16 protein-coding genes are annotated in these 17,208 nt (G+C 59.1%); 13 read left to right on the forward strand and 3 right to left on the reverse strand.

The features are described 5' to 3' along the window. The 7 genes from Q1K07_RS19365 to Q1K07_RS19395 all read left to right on the forward strand — a co-directional run. On the forward strand, nt 1–780 hold a 780-nt coding region (locus Q1K07_RS19365), incomplete at its 5' end, for an FAD-binding protein (protein ID WP_300314959.1). A 248-nt stretch (nt 781–1,028) separates the two neighbouring features. After that, on the forward strand, nt 1,029–1,865 hold the full coding sequence (locus tag Q1K07_RS19370; protein WP_300314962.1) for a DUF3450 domain-containing protein: 837 nt from the start codon (nt 1,029–1,031) through the stop codon (nt 1,863–1,865). Further along, the gene (locus Q1K07_RS19375) at nt 1,862–3,289 is read left to right on the forward strand and encodes a MotA/TolQ/ExbB proton channel family protein (RefSeq protein ID WP_300314964.1); all 1,428 of its coding nucleotides are present in this window, start codon (nt 1,862–1,864) and stop codon (nt 3,287–3,289) included. The genes Q1K07_RS19370 and Q1K07_RS19375 overlap by 4 nt, the downstream gene beginning before the upstream one ends. Continuing rightward, nucleotides 3,276–3,830 (forward strand): MotA/TolQ/ExbB proton channel family protein, encoded by a 555-nt coding sequence (locus Q1K07_RS19380; protein ID WP_300314967.1) that lies wholly within the window; start codon nt 3,276–3,278, stop codon nt 3,828–3,830. Before Q1K07_RS19375 ends, Q1K07_RS19380 begins: the two co-directional genes overlap by 14 nt. After that, nucleotides 3,823–4,233, forward strand: coding sequence for a biopolymer transporter ExbD (locus Q1K07_RS19385; RefSeq protein ID WP_300314970.1), 411 nt, complete (start codon nt 3,823–3,825; stop codon nt 4,231–4,233). The genes Q1K07_RS19380 and Q1K07_RS19385 overlap by 8 nt, the downstream gene beginning before the upstream one ends. Next, on the forward strand, nt 4,230–5,006 hold the full coding sequence (locus tag Q1K07_RS19390; RefSeq protein WP_300314973.1) for an energy transducer TonB: 777 nt from the start codon (nt 4,230–4,232) through the stop codon (nt 5,004–5,006). Before Q1K07_RS19385 ends, Q1K07_RS19390 begins: the two co-directional genes overlap by 4 nt. A 10-nt stretch (nt 5,007–5,016) precedes the next feature. Beyond that, complete coding sequence (locus Q1K07_RS19395; protein ID WP_300314976.1) at nt 5,017–6,162, forward strand: hypothetical protein; 1,146 nt, start codon at nt 5,017–5,019, stop codon at nt 6,160–6,162. 97 nt (nt 6,163–6,259) lie between these two features. On the opposite strand, the gene xthA is transcribed toward Q1K07_RS19395, so the two are convergent. After that, nucleotides 6,260–7,075 carry an exodeoxyribonuclease III gene (gene xthA, locus Q1K07_RS19400; protein WP_300314979.1) on the reverse strand — a complete coding sequence of 272 codons (816 nt, stop codon included), beginning with the start codon at nt 7,073–7,075 and terminating at the stop codon, nt 6,260–6,262. Nucleotides 7,076–7,077: 2 nt separating this feature from the next. After that, on the reverse strand, nt 7,078–7,353 hold the full coding sequence (locus Q1K07_RS19405) for a hypothetical protein (RefSeq protein WP_300314982.1): 276 nt from the start codon (nt 7,351–7,353) through the stop codon (nt 7,078–7,080). A gap of 168 nt (nt 7,354–7,521) precedes the next feature. On the opposite strand from Q1K07_RS19405, the gene rhlB reads away from it, so the two are divergent. Both rhlB and dinG read left to right on the forward strand, forming a co-directional pair. Then, nucleotides 7,522–8,796 (forward strand): ATP-dependent RNA helicase RhlB, encoded by a 1,275-nt coding sequence (gene rhlB / locus Q1K07_RS19410; RefSeq protein WP_300314985.1) that lies wholly within the window; start codon nt 7,522–7,524, stop codon nt 8,794–8,796. A 104-nt stretch (nt 8,797–8,900) separates the two neighbouring features. Next, nucleotides 8,901–11,048, forward strand: a complete 2,148-nt coding sequence (gene dinG, locus Q1K07_RS19415) for an ATP-dependent DNA helicase DinG (protein ID WP_300314988.1) — start codon at nt 8,901–8,903, stop codon at nt 11,046–11,048. 72 nt (nt 11,049–11,120) lie between these two features. On the opposite strand, the gene Q1K07_RS19420 is transcribed toward dinG, so the two are convergent. After that, nucleotides 11,121–12,194 (reverse strand): 3-deoxy-7-phosphoheptulonate synthase, encoded by a 1,074-nt coding sequence (locus Q1K07_RS19420; RefSeq protein ID WP_300314990.1) that lies wholly within the window; start codon nt 12,192–12,194, stop codon nt 11,121–11,123. Nucleotides 12,195–12,502: 308 nt separating this feature from the next. Between Q1K07_RS19420 and rpoE the strand changes: the two genes are divergently transcribed. From rpoE to Q1K07_RS19440, 4 genes are all read left to right on the forward strand, one after another. Beyond that, the gene (gene rpoE / locus Q1K07_RS19425; protein ID WP_300314991.1) at nt 12,503–13,108 is read left to right on the forward strand and encodes an RNA polymerase sigma factor RpoE; all 606 of its coding nucleotides are present in this window, start codon (nt 12,503–12,505) and stop codon (nt 13,106–13,108) included. 340 nt (nt 13,109–13,448) lie between these two features. Further along, nucleotides 13,449–14,192 carry a sigma-E factor negative regulatory protein gene (locus tag Q1K07_RS19430; protein WP_300314995.1) on the forward strand — a complete coding sequence of 248 codons (744 nt, stop codon included), beginning with the start codon at nt 13,449–13,451 and terminating at the stop codon, nt 14,190–14,192. Nucleotides 14,193–14,324: 132 nt separating this feature from the next. Further along, nucleotides 14,325–15,428 carry a MucB/RseB C-terminal domain-containing protein gene (locus Q1K07_RS19435; RefSeq protein ID WP_300314998.1) on the forward strand — a complete coding sequence of 368 codons (1,104 nt, stop codon included), beginning with the start codon at nt 14,325–14,327 and terminating at the stop codon, nt 15,426–15,428. A gap of 178 nt (nt 15,429–15,606) precedes the next feature. Continuing rightward, nucleotides 15,607–17,022: a DegQ family serine endoprotease gene (locus tag Q1K07_RS19440; protein ID WP_300315001.1), complete on the forward strand. Its 1,416-nt coding sequence runs from the start codon at nt 15,607–15,609 to the stop codon at nt 17,020–17,022. Nucleotides 17,023–17,208 lie beyond the last annotated feature (186 nt).

Here is a 17,208-nt window from a genome sequence, read left to right on the forward strand (position 1 = left end):
AAGCTGGATGGCGTAAGCAAGGTGCGCGTGGCCGACAATGCCGTGTATGCGCATCAACTGGCCGAACCCCTGGCGGATCTGCTTACAGCGCTGGCCGATGACTACAGCCATGTACTGGCGGCGGCTTCCACCACCGGCAAGAACGTGCTGCCGCGCCTGGCCGCCTTGAAGGACGTGGCGCAGATTTCCGAGATCATTGCGGTCGTAGGCGCCGATACCTTCCAGCGTCCGATCTACGCCGGCAATGCCATTGCCACGGTGCAGAGCAGCGATGCGCTCAAGGTCATTACCGTGCGCCCCACGGCCTTCGATGCTGTGGGCCAGGGCGGTGGCGCGAACGTCGAAGCTGTAGACACCGTGGTCGACAACACCCAGTCCCGCTTCGTTGGTGAAGCACTGGCGCAGAGCGACCGTCCAGAGCTGGGCGCCGCCAAGGTGGTCATCTCTGGTGGCCGCGGCATGGGTAGCGGTGACAACTTCAAGCTGCTCGACGGGATTGCCGACAAGCTGGGTGCTGCCATCGGCGCCTCGCGTGCGGCGGTGGATGCCGGCTTCGTGCCCAACGATATGCAGGTCGGTCAGACCGGCAAGATCGTGGCACCAGAGCTGTACATTGCCGTGGGTATCAGCGGTGCCATCCAGCACCTGGCCGGGATGAAAGATTCCAAGGTCATCGTGGCGATCAACAAGGATGAAGAGGCACCGATCTTCTCGGTAGCGGACTACGGCCTGGTCGCGGATCTGTTCGAGGCACTGCCTGAGTTGGAAAGCAAGCTGTAATAGCTACGAGCTACGAGCTACGAGCTACGAGCGCGATCCACCCCCGTCGGGGTTACCTGGCGGGGGTGGTGTGTTTTTGAGAGGAGGCTTATTTCGCCTTTGATGGCAAGCCTCATAGGTTCGCTTGATGGCTCTCATTGATAATAATTCGTGTTTCAGGTAGTGTTCCGGGCATCTTCGCGCAGCCATGAGCCTGGATGCTGTCCGGGGGAGTGGGGCGCGTTCGAATGTATTGGAGGCGTAAGGTGATGTCGCGAATTCCAACGACGCGTCGCAATGGCGGCGTGCGTCGAGTGCTTCCGGGCGCTCTACCTGCTCTGGGGCTATTGCTAGCTTCCTTCAGTGTCGTGGGGCCAGTTTCAGCGCAATCCGAGCTGGAGCAGGAGGCGCTGCAGGCCCAGCAGACTCAGGCAGAGTTGCAGGCCAAGATCGATGCAGCTGACGAAAGTGTGCGTGAGCGTATTGCTGAGCTGCGCCAAGCCGAGGAAGAAGCTCGTCGCCTGGAAAGCTACAACCGCGCGCTGGCGCCGCAGGTCGAGAGTCTGGAGCAAAAGCTGGGCGAGCGAGAAAACGCGATCGCGACATTGGCCGAAACCGGTGAAGCGCTGCCTGGCCTGCTGAATGACATGACAGAACGCCTCTCCGCATGGGTCGAACAGGATATCCCTTTCCTGCGTGATGAGCGCCTTGCCCGTGTCGCCTCTCTTGAATCCGACTTGGTCAACCCGGCCTTGAGTGACTCGGCCAAGCTCGAGAAAGTACTGGGTGCCTGGAAGGCAGAGCTGAACTATGGCCGCGAACTGGATGCCTGGCGCAGTACTCTCGACGATGAGGGCGGTCGTCAGGTGGATTTTCTGCGCATGGGACGAGTGGGCTGGTATTACCTGACGCCAGATGGCCAGGAAGGTGGTGTCTGGGATGTCGCCAGTTCCGGCTGGAAGCCGCTTGATGCAAGTGACCGCAAGGAATTGGCCAAGGGGCTGCGCATTGTCCGCGACCAGCGGGCGCCGGAGCTCTTGAACCTGCCATTGTCCCAGCCGCTTTCCGCTGCTGCAGAGTCTCAAGCGCAGGAGGGGCGTTCATGAGTTTCACATTTCAGCCCTCGATAGTGATCAAGCCGCTGGGTGCCGCACTCCTTGCCACTGCTCTGGCCTGGAGCAGCAGCTCCGCATTAGCGCAGCAAGACGACTCGGCCCAGGCTCCCGAGACGAGCTCTGCGTTGACCACGCTACGTGCAGAAAGACAGGCAGCCGAAGCGCGTGACAATACCCGCTTGGCGAATCTGGTGGACGATAGCGAGGCCCTGAAGGTAGCGCTGGCTCAGGCTCAGGAAAAACTGGCGGCTGCTCGCGAGCGTCGTGAAACGCTTGAAGCGCGTCAGCAGGAACTCAATCAAGCGCTGGCGGAGATCGATGCTCAGCGGGAGTCCGCAGGTGGCGATCTCGATGCCGTCTTTGGCGTTGTGGCAGGCGCCAGTGGCGAGTTGCGTGATGAACTCAATGGTGAGTGGTTGACGCTGGGCGGAGCGGCCGAATTGCCTCCACGCCTGGAAGATGACGCCATTCTTACCTCCGGACAGATCGAGACTCTGGCTGACAGCCTAATGGGGCTGACCGCGGAAACGGCCAAGGTGCGTGCGCTGAATGTTCCGGTAGCCGCAGACAATGGTGATGTCAGCGATCAGCCAGTGGTCCGAGTGGGTAACTTGGTAGCCTTCAGCCAGGGTCAGTTATTGCAGCGTCAGGGGCGTGATGGTCTGTTGGCACCGACCGGGCATACTCCTGCCGCTGTGGTAGAGGAACTGAATGCCTTCGATGCCGGCAGTAGCAAGGTGGTTCCTATAGACCCTACAGGAGGACAGGTGCTGCAGGCGCTGGCCCAGCAGCCGACGCTATGGGAACGTTTCCAGCAGGGCGGCGCCGTGGGGTGGGTCGTGGTGGTACTGGGGGCTGTTGGTCTGGTCATTGCGCTGTTCCAGTACCTGTATCTGGCCAGACTCAGTGTGACGACGCGTCGTCAGATCGCTGACATGGATAACCTGCGTGAAGACAACCCGCTGGGCCGTGTGCTCAAGCGTTTCCATGCCTTTGGTGCCGATCATGCCCCCGAAGCGCTGGAAGCACGCCTGGATGAAGCCATGCTGGCGGAACAGCCCCGCATCGAAAGAGGGCAGTCTCTGGTCAAGATGCTCGCGGCAGTGGCGCCGTTACTGGGCCTGTTGGGCACTGTGACGGGCATGATCGTGACCTTCCAGTCGATCACGGTATTCGGTACCGGCGATCCGCAACTGATGGCTGGCGGCATCAGTCAGGCCCTGGTGACGACGGTGCTGGGGCTGGTCACGGCGGTGCCGCTGCTGTTTGCACATACTGCGCTCTCCAGCCGCTCCCGAGCGCTGATCGGCATCATGGAAGGTCGTGCCAGTGCGGTACTGGCGGACCGTCTTGAAAATGATCGCGCCGCCAGCGATGGCAAAGATGCCCAGGTGAAGCGCCATGCCCTGGTTTGAGCTGTTGCTCGGGGCCTGGCTCGATACGCTGACGCGCTTTGTCGATGCCGGCGGCCCGGTACTGGTGGTGATTGGAGTGGTCGCGATGCTGGTGTTTGCCGTGGGGGTGGAGCGCTGGTGGTTCTTCCATTTCCATTACCGCCCAGCCCGGCGTGACCTGGTCGAGCGCTGGGTGTCTCGTGCAGAGCATGCCAGCTGGAGTGCCCGGACGCTGCGGGAGGTGTGGGTCAGCGAACTGATCCGCCGCCTGCGTCGCCCTTTGCCCTGGCTCAAACTGCTTGTCGTCGTGTGCCCGCTGCTGGGCTTGCTGGGTACGGTGACGGGCATGATCACGGTATTCGACAGCCTGTCCCTGGCTTCCAGCAATCAGGCCAGGGCCATGGCGGATGGTGTCGCCAGGGCGACCTTGCCCACTTTGACCGGCATGGCCGTGTCGGTGGTAGGGCTCTTGCTGATCACCCGACTGGAACACATCATTCGGCGCGAGGACCAGAGGCTGCATGATCGCCTCGCTCGGGCCGCGGAGGACGCTCATGCGTAGGCGCAGGCTATTGGCCAATACGGACGACGCCAGTGAGATCAACCTGACTCCAATGCTCGACGTAGTCTTCATCATGTTGATTTTCTTCATTGTGACCACCAGCTTCATCAAGGAAAGCGGAGTGGAGATCGAGCGTCCTGAATCGAGTGCTGCCAGCGCCCGGCCCAATGTTCAGGTCCTGGTGGCGGTTACACCGGAAGGCGCAGTATGGGTGGATGGTACCCCGGTCGACATTCATCGTGCCGGGACCATGGTGGCGAGCATGCTCAGCGAAGACGGGAGCGTCGTGGTGCAGGCGGACAGCAATGCACCGACGGGGGCGCTACTGAAGGTCCTGGATAGCCTGCGCGATGCGGATGTCGAGAACGTGGCAGTGGCTGCTGACAGGAGCGCCGGCCAATGAGGCGTGTGGTTTCCCTGATATTGGGGGCGGGGATCGCGTTCGGGCTTTTCATCGGGCTGGCCCTGTTGGTGGTACCGCCCGAAGCCGAGCCTGAGCTGCGTGAAGAGATCACCATGGAGTTGACCGATGCACCGGCACCGCAAAGTGAGCAGCCGGCAGAAGCCGCAGCGGCCTCCATTCCGCCCCCGCCCCCGGTAGCGGCTACACCGCCGCCGCCAGCACCGGCCCCCAATGTGGATAGCAATGTGCAGCTTCCCGATCCGGAAGTGCCGACACTGGATACACCTGCACCGCAGCTGGACAGTGCCTTGCCCGAGCTGGTGGAAACACCACCGCCACCTAAGCCACAGCCCAAGCCACAACCGAAACCCGAGCCGACACCTCAGCCCGTGGCAACGCCTGCACCGAGCCCGGCACCTGCGCCTTCTTCCGTGCCATCGTCAGCTCCGGCAGCGGCTAGTGCATCGGCGCCTAGTGCGGCGGCGCCGGCATCCAATGAGCCGGTGACGATAGGGGAGTCGGCGGTAGTGAGCATGACCAAGCCGACCTATCCAACCCGTGCTCAGCGTCGCGGTATTGAAGGGGCTGTCACTGTCGAACTTATCGTGCTTCCGGATGGCTCAGTGGATACGGCGCGGAGTCGCATCATAAATGCAGAGCCAAGAGGCGTATTCGAGCGTGAGGTGGAAAAGGTGATACCGACGGGCCGCTTTGCTCCTGGCGAGGGGATACGTCGTTACACCAAGACATTCAAGTTTGAGCTGAATGGATAGGAAGCCTGTGATGAAAGTGCGATTCAGATATTCCTGTCTTGTTGCCTCAGCTGGCCTGGTACTGACTACTTGCTCTGCTGTTGCTGCCCCCACGCTGTCTGGTGAGTTGATTTCTGACCTCAAGGGCCTGGAAAGCCGCCTGTCATCAGATCCTTCTGGGGTCGAAAGCAAGGCGAGCCAGCAGGCTGAGCGTCTGAGGGGCGGGAATGAGTCCGACCGTTGGGCGGGCGCCTTGTATCTGCAGTTGGCTGCGGGTGCAGAGGCGGCTCAGGAAAAATATGCTGAAGCCGCAGATCATCTGGCTCAGGCCCGGAATGTGTCGGGCGTGGACGCTGCGCAGCGCGATCGCTGGCTGCGTGAAGAAGCCGAATTGCGTCTGCAGGCCGGCCAGAAGGACCTGGCTGGTGAGTTGCTGGCAGATTGGCTGCAGCGCCATGAAGATGGCGATAGCCTGTGGCTGATGGCGAAACTGGCTGCCGATGTTGAAGACTGGGAACGAGCAGCAGATTGGGTGGAGCGTGCCCAGCAGGCAGGTGGTGACATGAGTGCCAAACGTCTGGCCTTTGCATCGGCAGTGATGCAGCGCAGTGGTCGCCTCGATCAGGCACTGGCTGTGCTCCAGACCCAGCTTGATCAGGTGGGAGATGACCCGGAAACCTGGCGCCGGGCGGCTGCGCTGGCCCAGAAGGCTGGGAATCCGGTGCGTGCTGCCGCACTATGGGAAGCGGCCTGGCGCAGGGGGCTGCTCAGCGGTGATGATGACCTGGAGCGGCGTATCAATCTGCATCTGGCTGCCGGTACTCCCGCGCGGGCAGCGGAAATCCTCGAACAGGCACTGGCAGAAGGCACATTGCCGGATGATGATGCCCATCAGCGCCAGTTGGCTGAGGCCTGGCATCAGGCCAGGGACCGTGACAAGGCGCTGGCTGCCTGGCAGAAGCTCGCCACATCCAGTGATAAGGCGGATGACTGGCTGCACCTTGGCCAGTTGGCTTTGGCCTGGGGCAGGGAGTCACTGGCGGAGGAAGCCCTGACCAAGGCTGAGCAGGGCGGCGCAGCTGAGGCAGAGAAGTGGCTGGCCGTGCTGGGCAAGGCTCCGGATATGAAGGAAGCCCAGTCGCCATCCTCGTCTCAATCCTCATCTCAACCCCAATAACGCACCATCCCGGGTCCAGGCCCGGGATTGTTGTATTACGTGTGCTACTCAGGCGTCTCTTCTGTTCTATCGGGCCTGTTCTATCAGGACATTCAGCCTAGACGTCGAATTCCGTCCATACCGGTGCATGATCGGAAGGCCTCTCCATACCGCGCAGATCGTAATCGATACCGGCTGCACTGACTTTCTCGGTTAGCGGTGCGGTCGTCAGAATATAGTCGATGCGCAGGCCTCGCTTGGGTTCGCGGTCGAATCCCTTGGAGCGATAATCGAACCAGCTGAAGCGGTCATTCACTTCGGGATGGCAAGCGCGGAAACTGTCGTAGAGCCCCCAACCCTTGATGCCTTCCAGCCACTCGCGTTCCACCGGTTGAAAACTTGTCTTGCCTTCACGCAGCCAGCGCTTGCGGTTGTCCTCGCCGATGCCGATGTCGATATCCTGCGGGGAGATGTTGAAATCGCCCATCACGGCCAGGCGTTCCTCGGGAGAGTGGCGTTCGCTGAGCAACCGTTGCAGTTGCGCATAGAAGGCGCGCTTGTGGGGAAACTTGGTGGGGTGGCTGATGTTCTCGCCCTGAGGGAAATACCCGTTGTAGACCCACACGGGTTGTCCGTCTTCCCCTTTGATTCGGGCGCCGATCCAGCGGCGCTGTGCATCCACCCCGTCATCGGGAAAGCCGTGGACGACTTCGTCCGGCGCCTGGCGAGTTAGAATGGCAACGCCGTAATGGCCCTTCTGCCCATGGAAGTACACGTGGTAACCCATGGCTTCGACGGCTTCCCTGGGGAATTCATCATCATGCACCTTGGTTTCCTGCAGGCCGATCAGGTCCGGTTGGTGAATGGCAATCAACGCCTCAAGCTGATGCAGGCGGGCACGCAGTCCGTTGATGTTGAAGGATACCAGACGCATGATTATTCTCCGTCCTTGGGGGCGTTGGGTTGATCCGTCGTGGGCGCTGTCGTGTCATCTTGTCGTTGCGGATGAATGTCGATACCAGGAGCGGATTGCTGACGCTCCAGGCGTCGCATGGCCTGAATCTTGCGTTGCTGGCGCTTCTTCTGGGTGAAACGACGCGACGAAGTGACCTGGTCGGGATTTTCTTGGCGCCACTGCTTGTAATCCTTGCGACGGCCAGTACGGATTGTCACCTTATCGGCCAGCGAGCGGGTTTTCTTACGGCGTGTCATGACGCAACTCCTCTTTCGTTGCGCGCATTCTAGCAGCCTGCAGGCATGATTCGACAGGGAATGGAATGTAAAGGGATGCAGTTAAATGGGCTGAAACGCTCAGAGACTGGTACAATGCCCGCTTCGTTTCTTTTACCTTTTCTCCGCAACGGATACACAGCACAGCCTATGAGCGAGTCGGAACAGACCTCCACACCGGCCGAGAGCCATAAGCCCAAGCGCCGTCGTCGCAAGCCGCGTCGTCGTCAATCGAATTGGGATCTGCGCCAGTTCAAGGTACCTGCTGTCGCGGGTAAGTGGCGGTTCCATGACTTCGACCTGCCGCTGCCGCTGATGCGTGCCATTCACACGCTGGGCTTTGAATACTGCACACCGATCCAGGCCGAAGCCTTGACCCAGACTCTGCTGGGAGGCGATGTCGTCGGCAAGGCACAGACAGGTACCGGCAAGACAGCTGCTTTCCTGATTTCCATGCTGGCCTACTTCCTGGAAGAGGAAGCGCCGGATGGACAGAAGTCGGGGGCGCCCCGTGCGTTGATCCTGGCGCCAACCCGGGAGCTGGCCCTGCAGATCGAGAAGGATGCCAAGGCACTGGCGCGCTACACCTCGCTGAAGGTGACCAGTGTCGTGGGTGGCATGGACTACCAGAAGCAACGTGATGGGTTAAATGGCCCGGTTGATATTCTGGTGGCCACACCTGGCCGTCTGCTTGATTTCCACCAGAAGCGTGACATCGATCTCAGCCAGGTCGAAGTATTGGTTCTGGATGAGGCCGACCGCATGCTGTCGATGGGCTTCATCCCAGACGTCAAGCGCATCATTCGTTATACGCCCAAGCCTCAGGAACGACAGACCTTCCTGTTCTCCGCAACGTTTACCGAAGATATCCTCAACCTGGCCAGCCAGTGGACCCATGAACCGGCTCATGTGGAAATCGCCGTGTCTGTCGAAAACGCTGCCGATATCGATCAGCGTGTCTATATGGTCGGTGATGCTGACAAGCAGCGCTTGCTGGTCAAGTTGCTGCAGCAGGAAGACTTCGAGCGTGTGATGGTGTTCGGCAATCGTCGGGACCTGGTGCGCAATCTGCTTGATCTGCTCAAGAAGGCCGATATCAACGTTGCCATGTTGTCTGGCGATGTTGCCCAGAATCAGCGTATTCGCACACTGGAGCAGTTCCGTGAGGGCGAAGTGCAGGTCCTGGTCGCGACAGATGTAGCGGGTCGTGGCATTCATATCGATGATGTCAGCCATGTGATCAACTACACCTTGCCGGAAGACCCTGAAGACTACGTGCATCGTATTGGACGCACCGGTCGCGCAGGCGCCAAGGGTGTCTCCATCAGTTTTGTCGGCGAGGAGGATGCGTTCTCCCTGCCGGAGATCGAGCGCTTCATCGGTGACAAGTTGCCGTGTGAGCATCCGCCTGAAGGTCTACTGTAAGTTTACTTGCCGTTAGCAAGATGTGGAGGTGTCACCCCGTGGCACCTCCCTGTTCTCTCCTGTGACGCGTCGCCCTGAGACCGGGATGCCCATGCTGGACGAAAATGCTTGACGAAACCCTCAAGAGCGATATCCAGGGCGCCTACCGGCGCATGCTGGACGGCCTCGAGCTGACGCCGCGCTACGGCCAGCGGCTGATGATTGCAGAAATCTCACGCACCCTGGCCAACATCGAGAGCGATGATGCTGGAAAGCGCGTCAGTGATGAACATGTCTGCGTACTGGAAGCGGGTACCGGGACAGGCAAGACGCTGGCCTATCTGCTTTCGGCGTTGCCTGTGGCTCAGGCGCGGGGCAAGCGCTTGGTACTGGCCACGGCCACTGTTGCCCTTCAGGAGCAGGTACTGCACAAGGATCTTCCCTCCTTGCAGGCCCATAGCGGGCTGTCTTTCCATTTTGCCTTGGCCAAGGGGCGTGGGCGCTATATCTGTGTGGCCAAGCTTGATCAGGCCATGGACGGGGGAGAGGAGAATCCAACGCTGTCCCTGTTCGAGCAAAGCCTCGATGCGGTTCATGGGGACGACTTCAAGGCCTTGGTCAAGGCCATGGGCGAAGCCTATGGCAATGGGCGTTGGGAGGGGGATCGCGACAGCTGGGATGCCTCCATCGACGATGCCCACTGGCGGCGCCTGACGGTCGATCATCGCCAGTGCACCAATCGGCGCTGCGGGCATTTCGGTGCCTGTGCTTTCTTTCGGGCCCGGCGCGGACTCGATGAGGCCGATGTGATCGTTGCCAACCACGACCTGGTGCTGGCTGATCTGGCGCTTGGCGGTGGCCGGGTCTTACCGGATCCCGCTGAATGCATCTATGTGTTCGATGAAGGCCACCACCTTGCCGACAAGGCGATCCAGCACTTTACTCATCGTTTCAGTGTCGGCGGGACCTTGCGCTGGCTGCGCAATCTCAAGGGGTCTCTGACGGAGCTCAATACGGCGCTTGGTGTGCAGCCGACTCTGGGGCGGTTGCTGGCGACGCTGCCAGGCATGATTGAGGCGCTGGAGCCGCGCCTGGGTGAGGCGTTTGCGCTTGGGCATCAGTTGGCCGAACGACCGCATGGTCTGGTGGATGATGAAGAGCATGCTGTGCACCGTTTTGAGATGGGGCAGGTAGCGGAAGGGCTTCGACAGCATGCTGATGGCCTGGTGACGATGTTTGCCGAGCTGTGCCGCAGTCTGGAAACCATGACGGATATCCTGCGCGAGAGCCTGGATCCGGAAAAGGGGACCGGTCTGGCCAAGGAGCAGGCCGAGGCCTGGTTACCCTTGTTGGCATTGTTGCATGGCCGTGCTCTGGAAGCCCATGCGTTGTGGGAGGCCTATGCCAGGCAGGATCCGGCCAATGAACCGCCGTGGGCGCGCTGGCTCAGCCTGGAGCGTTTTCAAGGTGAGCCAGAACTGGCGTTTTCAGCCAGCCCGGTCTCGGCGGCCCATACGCTTGCCAGCTCACTGTGGGGGCGCTGCTATGGCGCAGTGGTCACTTCGGCCACTCTGACCGCCCTGGGGCGCTTCGAGCGGCTGCAGGAACGCGCAGGATTGGCCAATCGTTATCGCTACCAGCGCTTGCCCAGTCCGTTCGATTATTCACGGGCAGTCCTGAGTGTTCCCAAGGAGGCGCGGGATCCTGCTGACCGAGAAGGGCACGAACAGGCCATCGTCGATTTTGTCGAGGCCATCGGGACGGATGAGGCCGCATTGGTGCTGTTCTCCTCTCGTGCGCAGTTGAGGGCGGTGGAGAAAGCATTGTCTCGTGAACGGCGTGATCAAGTGCTGGCACAGGACCGGCTGCCCAAGCGCGAGCTGGTGGAGCGGCATCGGGCCCGAATAGATGCTGGTGAAGGCAGTATTCTATTTGGTCTGGCCAGCTTTGCTGAAGGTATCGATCTGCCAGGCAAGTACTTGACGCATGTAGTGATCACCCGTTTGCCGTTTGCTGTACCTGACGATCCGGTAGGTGCGACTCTTGCTGAGTGGATCGAGAGCCAGGGAGGCAATCCTTTCATGCGCATCAGTGTTCCGGATGCCTCGGTGAAGCTGGTGCAAGCCTGCGGCCGCCTGATTCGCAAGGAAGCCGATGAAGGTCGCATCACCTTGCTTGACCGGCGCGTGCTGACACGCCGCTACGGGGGAGCTTTGCTGGATGCCTTGCCGCCTTTTGTGCGGGAAATCGACGGGGTCAGGCAGGACATGTAAAGCGCCTGCCTTGGGGAGTAGGCAGGCGCAGGATGTCATGCCGCTGCGTGCCGCCCAGGGCGGCGATGCAGATCAGGCAATCCGTTTGGAGAGGACCGGCAGCAGTCGTTCGTGCATGCTGCGCAGGGCATCGACCGTGGTGTCCCAGTCGATGCAGGCATCCGTGACAGAAACGCCGTAGGCCATCTTGGAATGGTCTTCGAGAATCTTCTGATTTCCCCAGCCGATATTGGATTCGACCATCAGACCAATGATGGAACGATTGCCATCGAGAATCTGGTGTGTGGCGTTTTCCAGCACCAGGGGTTGTAGCGCAGCATCCTTGTTGGAGTTGGCGTGGGAGCAGTCGATCATCAGGTTGGGCTTGATGCCAGCTTTCTTCAGCTCCTGCTCGGCCAGCGCCACACTGACACTGTCATAATTGGGCTTGCCATTGCCTCCACGCAACACCACGTGTGCATAGGCATTGCCACGTGTACGGATGATCGCGACCTGGCCTTTGTGGTCGATACCAAGGAAATTGTGTGGATGTGCTACGGACTGCAGTGCATTGACCGCCACATCCAGGCTACCGTCGGTACCGTTCTTGAAACCGACCGGGCAGGAGAGGCCAGAGGACATCTCTCGGTGTGTCTGGGATTCCGTGGTACGGGCGCCGATGGCCGACCAACTGATACAATCCTGCAGATACTGCGGAGAGATGGGATCCAGGGCCTCGGTAGCCAACGGCAGACCAAGCTCGGAAAGCTCGACCAGCAGGCGGCGGGCAATATGCAGGCCTTCTTCGATCTCGAACGAGCCGTTGAGATGGGGGTCGTTGATCAGCCCCTTCCAGCCCACCGTGGTGCGCGGCTTTTCAAAGTAGACGCGCATGACGATGTATAGCGTATCCTTGACCTCGTCGGCCAGGCGACGCAGGCGGCGAGCATAGTCAAGGGCGGCGTCTACATCGTGGATGGAGCAAGGGCCCACGACCATCAACAATCGCGGATCCTTGCCATCGAGAATATTCTGGATGGTCTCGCGGCCCTTGAGTACTGTGGCCTCGGCTTCTGCCGAGAGAGGAACTTCCTTCTTGAGCTGGTCGGGCGTGATGAGAACGTCCTGGGACAGGACATTGAGGTTATTCACCTGCTGGTCGGACATTGAGGTTACCTTGTGTGTATCGTGTCAGCGCTGATGCGCTATTGTATTCCGCTTACTATCCCTTTGGGAAAGGCCAAATTCAAATGTCATTCTGTCCCATGGAGGAACTATCGTAATGAAAACATGTCCCATCGCGGCAATGAGCGGGCTGGTACAGGGCTCTTGATGCGAACGCAGGAAACAGCAACACTTGGGCCTTTTGCCATGACGAGCTCCATGATTCGAATGCAGACAATGGTTGGCAGACGCAATATCGCCTCGGCCCGTGGTCCGGCGTTTCCATCCCGGCTCACACGGGGAGGAGTTGCATGACGACCAAGGAAACTGATCAGCAACTGGTGGAGCGCGCCCAGAAAGGGGACACCCGTGCTTTCGACCTGTTGGTGAAGAAATATCAGCACAAGATTCTCGGTCTGATCGGCCGTTATATCAGCGATCATGCTGAAGTACAGGATGTCGCTCAGGAAGCGTTCATCAAGGCATATCGTGCCTTGGGCAAGTTTCGTGCCGAAAGCGCCTTCTACACCTGGATGTATCGTATTGCCATCAATACGGCCAAGAACCACCTGGTATCCAAGGGGCGGCGTCCGCCGGGCAGCGATCTGGACATCAATGACGCTGAGATCATTGACATGAGTGGCCGGTTGTCCGATATCGAAACGCCGGAAGCCGCCATTGCCAGGGACCAGCTGGAAGAGGCCGTGTTCGAGGCGATCGAGAACCTTCCCGATGATCTGCGTACGGCCATCACCCTGCGCGAGCTGGACGGCCTCTCCTATGAAGATATTGCCCAGATCATGGACTGCCCTGTAGGGACCGTGCGCTCGCGTATTTTCCGGGCTCGGGAGGCTGTGGATCAGCACATCCAGCCGCTGGTCACCACGTCACGCAATGCGGAATCGGTGCCGGAATGAAGGTGGTGGATTCGCTGAATTTCACAGGTTGTGACAGGGTGAGGGATGAAAGTCCCCATTTTTTTCAAATTGGGATGAACTGTTTCGATGATCGAGCGTCTTATTCAGTGACCGATCCTCACGGGCCAAGGCGGGATCTACCGTTCCCCGGTCTATGACAGGTGAACTTGTGGCCGTTGGATTTGCAGGTGGTATGTCTTCAATGGTTGATGGATCTTCAATGGTTGATAGATCAGTTGGCAGTGATGGGTCTGTGGCTGATGGTCTTGTAACTGACGGTCTTGTAGGTAGACAGGTTAACGGATCAAGCGCAGCATTTCGTCGATATGAGGTGTGAAGAATGAGTCTGAACGCACGGGAATCGCTTTCAGCCCTGATGGATAATGAGGGTGACGAGCTCGAGTTGCGCCGAGTTCTCAAGTCTCTGGAAAGTGACAGTGACGCCGCTCAGCGCTGGCGACGCTATCACCTGATGCGCTCCGCCCTGCGTCGCGAGACTGAAGGCCACCCCGGAATTGATATCTCTGCCGGTGTCATGGCGCGTCTTGAGCAGGAGCCAGCCCCCTTTGATGAATCAGGACTTGCCGGTGACCAGCTTCATGCGGCTTCCCGAGCGAGGGGAGGTATGAGCTTCGCGCGTGGTGCAGGCATTGCCGCTGCTGTGTCGTTGATGGTCATCAGTGGCGTGCAGTTCTACAACGGCTCCCTGAATGATCCTGGGGCGGGGATGGAAGGCGTTGCATCCTCGGGGACATCCGGCAGTGATGGCCTTGATATGGCCAGCACTTCGGCAGCCAATGATGCCGCGACACCCGTTGCAGCTTCAAACGGTTCTACCGCCATGCCGTCATTGGCAGAGCTGCCACTGTTCAACAATGGAACGGCGGGTCAGGCTTCCAGTGGGCTGATGACAGTAGGTGCATCGCCGATGTTCCTGGCGCCGTCCGCGCAACAGTCAATGCGTGGAGAGCAGGCGCAAGCACAGTTGCTGCAGTCGTATCTTGAGCGTCATGCTCAGGGAGCGGCTTTCAGCGGTGCCGACAACTGGATGCCAATGTTGCGCGAAGTGCATGAGGCGCGCTGAGTTGGTCTGAGCAAGGGCGCACCCATGTGCGCCCGCTGCTTGTGTGCTGAATGGTATGGCTCTGCGGAGGGCTCTCGCTGAGAGCAGCAATGCTTTAGCCTGTTGACATACCGAGGGTTCTGAGGAGGCTCCATGCCTTTCTTCGGGTCTGGTCGTGCACTATTGGCAGTGTCGGCCGTCTCTCTATTTGGCCTATGCTATGCCGCAGCTCCTGCTCTGGGGGCTGATGTTGAAAATCCCGCGAATGCTTCTTCCAGTGCCCGCTCAGGGGCAACTCCGCCCGGAGTGCAGAGTGTCTTCGATTGTCGTGCGTTGAAGGATGCTCCTTCAGCCCATACACCTGTGCAATGGTTCGAGCGTAGCATCTGGGCGGCTCACTGCTATGTGTATGAGGCGCGGGCCGTGCGTATCAGTGGCCCGAATGTGGTCAGTCTTTCTCTTTCAAGAGATATCCGCGACGGTGTCGAGCGTGACCGTCTGCACATCCTCGATGGCCCGAACCGTTCATTGGTGCGCGAAGGCGGCACTGCACGTTTTCAGTTGAGCGAGTCGGGTGACGCAGCGGCTCCGGCATCGCCGGAAGCCTTGGCTGCCCATCTTGGGAAGTTGTACCGTTTTCAGTTCGATGGTCAGGAGCGCATTGCCAATCGAACAGCACTCAGGTTGCTGATGCGACCTGCTGACGATATGCGCTATGGCTATCATTTATGGCTTGATCAGGCCACTGGCCTGGTGCTCAAGAGAGTATTGCTGGACGAGCAGGGTAGGCCGCTGGAAACCTACCAACTGGTGGAGCTGACGCCGCCAGAACTGTATGACGGAGAGGTGCGCTTGCGACAGCCTGACTCCAGTGCAGAACCGGACTGGAAGCCAAGCTGGCTGCCTCCGGGGTTTATTGCCCAGCCCCTGATATCCATGGCTGGAGCGGAGGGGGTGTCGCGACAGCATCGTTTCTATAGTGATGGCCTGGTGACGATCAGCCTATTTGTCGAACCAGTGCCTGAGAATGGCGGCTTGCGGCCTGGAGTGCATCAGCTAGGAGCCAGCTATGCGGCGGTGAAGCGCCTAGAAGAAGGTGATTCTGAGATGCAGGTGGTCGTGGTGGGGGAGTTGCCTCCTGATATTCTGGTGCGAGTGGCCGATAGCCTTGAGTATTCTCGTACGGCTTCCCGTAATGGTCTCAGTAAGGATTCCTCGAGCCGTCAGGATGCACTCGAAAGGGGCTCGTCATCATGAGGTTGTTGATTGTCGTCATGAAGCCGGCGACGAGTACCTAACATTGAAAATTTATTCCCGGATCAATGAACCTTTTCAGGCTTGGGTGGTAATTGATAATGCAACCCTTGTGTTGTAGTTATCTTGTTTTAGTCAGTTTATCGTATTCATCGCATGTAGTGCTAAGCAGGAGCCCTGAATGAAGCCTCTGACTCGCAGTCTTTCCATGTGGACGGCACTTGCTGTCGGGCTGGTTTTTGCCCAGAACAGCATGGCTAGGGAACTTCCGGATTTTACTCAATTAGTGGAAGATGCAGCCCCTGGAGTAGTCAATATTTCAACAACACGAACAGCAGAGAGTTACCGCACACCTTTTGGTAATTTTGGCGGCCAGGACATGCCTGAAATTTTCCGCCATTTCTTTGGCGACCGTTTTCCTGTTCCCCCGGGAGGAGGGCATACCGAAGAGCTCCAGTCTCTGGGGTCGGGCTTCGTCATTGACGAGGATGGCTACATCATGACCAATGCCCATGTGGTTGATGGAGCTGACGAGATCACCGTGCGCTTGAATGATCGCCGTGACCTGAAGGCTGAGCTGGTCGGAGAAGACAAGAAGACGGATGTGGCCGTGCTCAAGGTCAATGCTCACGATCTTCCCACGTTGAAACTGGGGGATTCCGAAGATCTCAAGGTGGGGGAGTGGGTGGCAGCCATTGGTTCTCCATTTGGCTTTGACCACTCGGTGACGGCAGGGATTATTTCTGCCATCAATCGGACGCTGCCTCGTGATGCTTATGTGCCTTTCATTCAGACTGATGTGGCTATCAACCCAGGCAACTCGGGTGGCCCATTGTTCAATCTCGATGGCGAAGTCGTCGGTATCAACTCCCAGATCTTTACCCGTAGCGGTGGCTTCATGGGGCTATCCTTTGCTATCCCTATCAACGTAGCAATGGACGTGGCCAATCAACTGCGTACCGAGGGGCATGTAACGCGTGGTTGGCTGGGTGTCATGATTCAGCCGGTGTCTCGTGATCTGGCTGAATCCTTTGGCATGGACAAGCCTGAAGGTGCATTGATTGCTGATCTGGATCCAGAAGGTCCGGCAGCCAAGGACGGACTGAAGGCAGGCGATATCGTGCTGTCAGTGAATGGTGAAGCTGTTGATCGTTCCAGTTCGTTGCCGCGCCTGATTGGTCAGGTCAAGCCGGACCAGGACGTCGAGCTCAAGGTGATGCGTGATGGCAAGACACTGACCCAGACGGTCACTGTGGGTGATTGGCCCGATGAGCTGAGCGGTAACAGCAGTGGGCATGGTGGCCAGACCTCTCCTGCTCGCCTGGGGGTGGCGGTGCAATCCCTGAGCGATGACGAGCTGGAGCGTTATGGCGTAGATGCTGGTGTTCTGGTTGCTGATGTGGATCCTCGCGGTGTTGCCGCCGAGTCCGGTATTCGTCCGGGGGACATCATTGTCAGCGTTGATCAGCAGGCCGTCGAAAGTGGCCGCCAGTTGAGCGACATCGTATCCAAGCTGCCCAGCGACCGTGCTGTGCCAGTACGCATCTATCGCGATGGCAGTTCCTTGTTCGTTGCCTTGAGGTTAGGCGACGAATAAGTCTTTCCGCCATTTATCCTCAGTGCTCTGCAGCGCCCGAGACCATCTCTCTGTGGTTCGGGCGCTGTTGTTTGTAGTGGTTCAGTGCTCTCATGTCGCCCGGGGTGCGTTGACAAGGGGATGCCGGTACAATATGGCCAACTTTCTCTGCGCGTCGCCGAAATCTCGCTTTCTCAATCCGCGAAC

It is taken from the genome of Halomonas sp. (assembly GCF_029263665.1).
Lineage (GTDB): Bacteria > Pseudomonadota > Gammaproteobacteria > Pseudomonadales > Halomonadaceae > Halomonas.

Excerpts from the sequence above, each read along its gene's own strand:
- Q1K07_RS19435 (WP_300314998.1), top strand. The coding sequence starts at position 14,325 with ATGCCTTTCTTCGGGTCTGGTCGTGCACTATTGGCAGTGTCGGCCGTC.
- Q1K07_RS19420 (WP_300314990.1), bottom strand. The coding sequence starts at position 12,194 with ATGTCCGACCAGCAGGTGAATAACCTCAATGTCCTGTCCCAGGACGTT.
- Q1K07_RS19405 (WP_300314982.1), bottom strand. The coding sequence starts at position 7,353 with ATGACACGCCGTAAGAAAACCCGCTCGCTGGCCGATAAGGTGACAATC.
- rhlB (WP_300314985.1), top strand. The coding sequence starts at position 7,522 with ATGAGCGAGTCGGAACAGACCTCCACACCGGCCGAGAGCCATAAGCCC.
- Q1K07_RS19375 (WP_300314964.1), top strand. The coding sequence starts at position 1,862 with ATGAGTTTCACATTTCAGCCCTCGATAGTGATCAAGCCGCTGGGTGCC.
- Q1K07_RS19370 (WP_300314962.1), top strand. The coding sequence starts at position 1,029 with ATGTCGCGAATTCCAACGACGCGTCGCAATGGCGGCGTGCGTCGAGTG.
- Q1K07_RS19390 (WP_300314973.1), top strand. The coding sequence starts at position 4,230 with ATGAGGCGTGTGGTTTCCCTGATATTGGGGGCGGGGATCGCGTTCGGG.
- xthA (WP_300314979.1), bottom strand. The coding sequence starts at position 7,075 with ATGCGTCTGGTATCCTTCAACATCAACGGACTGCGTGCCCGCCTGCAT.
- Q1K07_RS19430 (WP_300314995.1), top strand. The coding sequence starts at position 13,449 with ATGAGTCTGAACGCACGGGAATCGCTTTCAGCCCTGATGGATAATGAG.
- dinG (WP_300314988.1), top strand. The coding sequence starts at position 8,901 with ATGCTTGACGAAACCCTCAAGAGCGATATCCAGGGCGCCTACCGGCGC.
- Q1K07_RS19385 (WP_300314970.1), top strand. The coding sequence starts at position 3,823 with ATGCGTAGGCGCAGGCTATTGGCCAATACGGACGACGCCAGTGAGATC.
- Q1K07_RS19440 (WP_300315001.1), top strand. The coding sequence starts at position 15,607 with ATGAAGCCTCTGACTCGCAGTCTTTCCATGTGGACGGCACTTGCTGTC.
- Q1K07_RS19380 (WP_300314967.1), top strand. The coding sequence starts at position 3,276 with ATGCCCTGGTTTGAGCTGTTGCTCGGGGCCTGGCTCGATACGCTGACG.
- rpoE (WP_300314991.1), top strand. The coding sequence starts at position 12,503 with ATGACGACCAAGGAAACTGATCAGCAACTGGTGGAGCGCGCCCAGAAA.
- Q1K07_RS19395 (WP_300314976.1), top strand. The coding sequence starts at position 5,017 with ATGAAAGTGCGATTCAGATATTCCTGTCTTGTTGCCTCAGCTGGCCTG.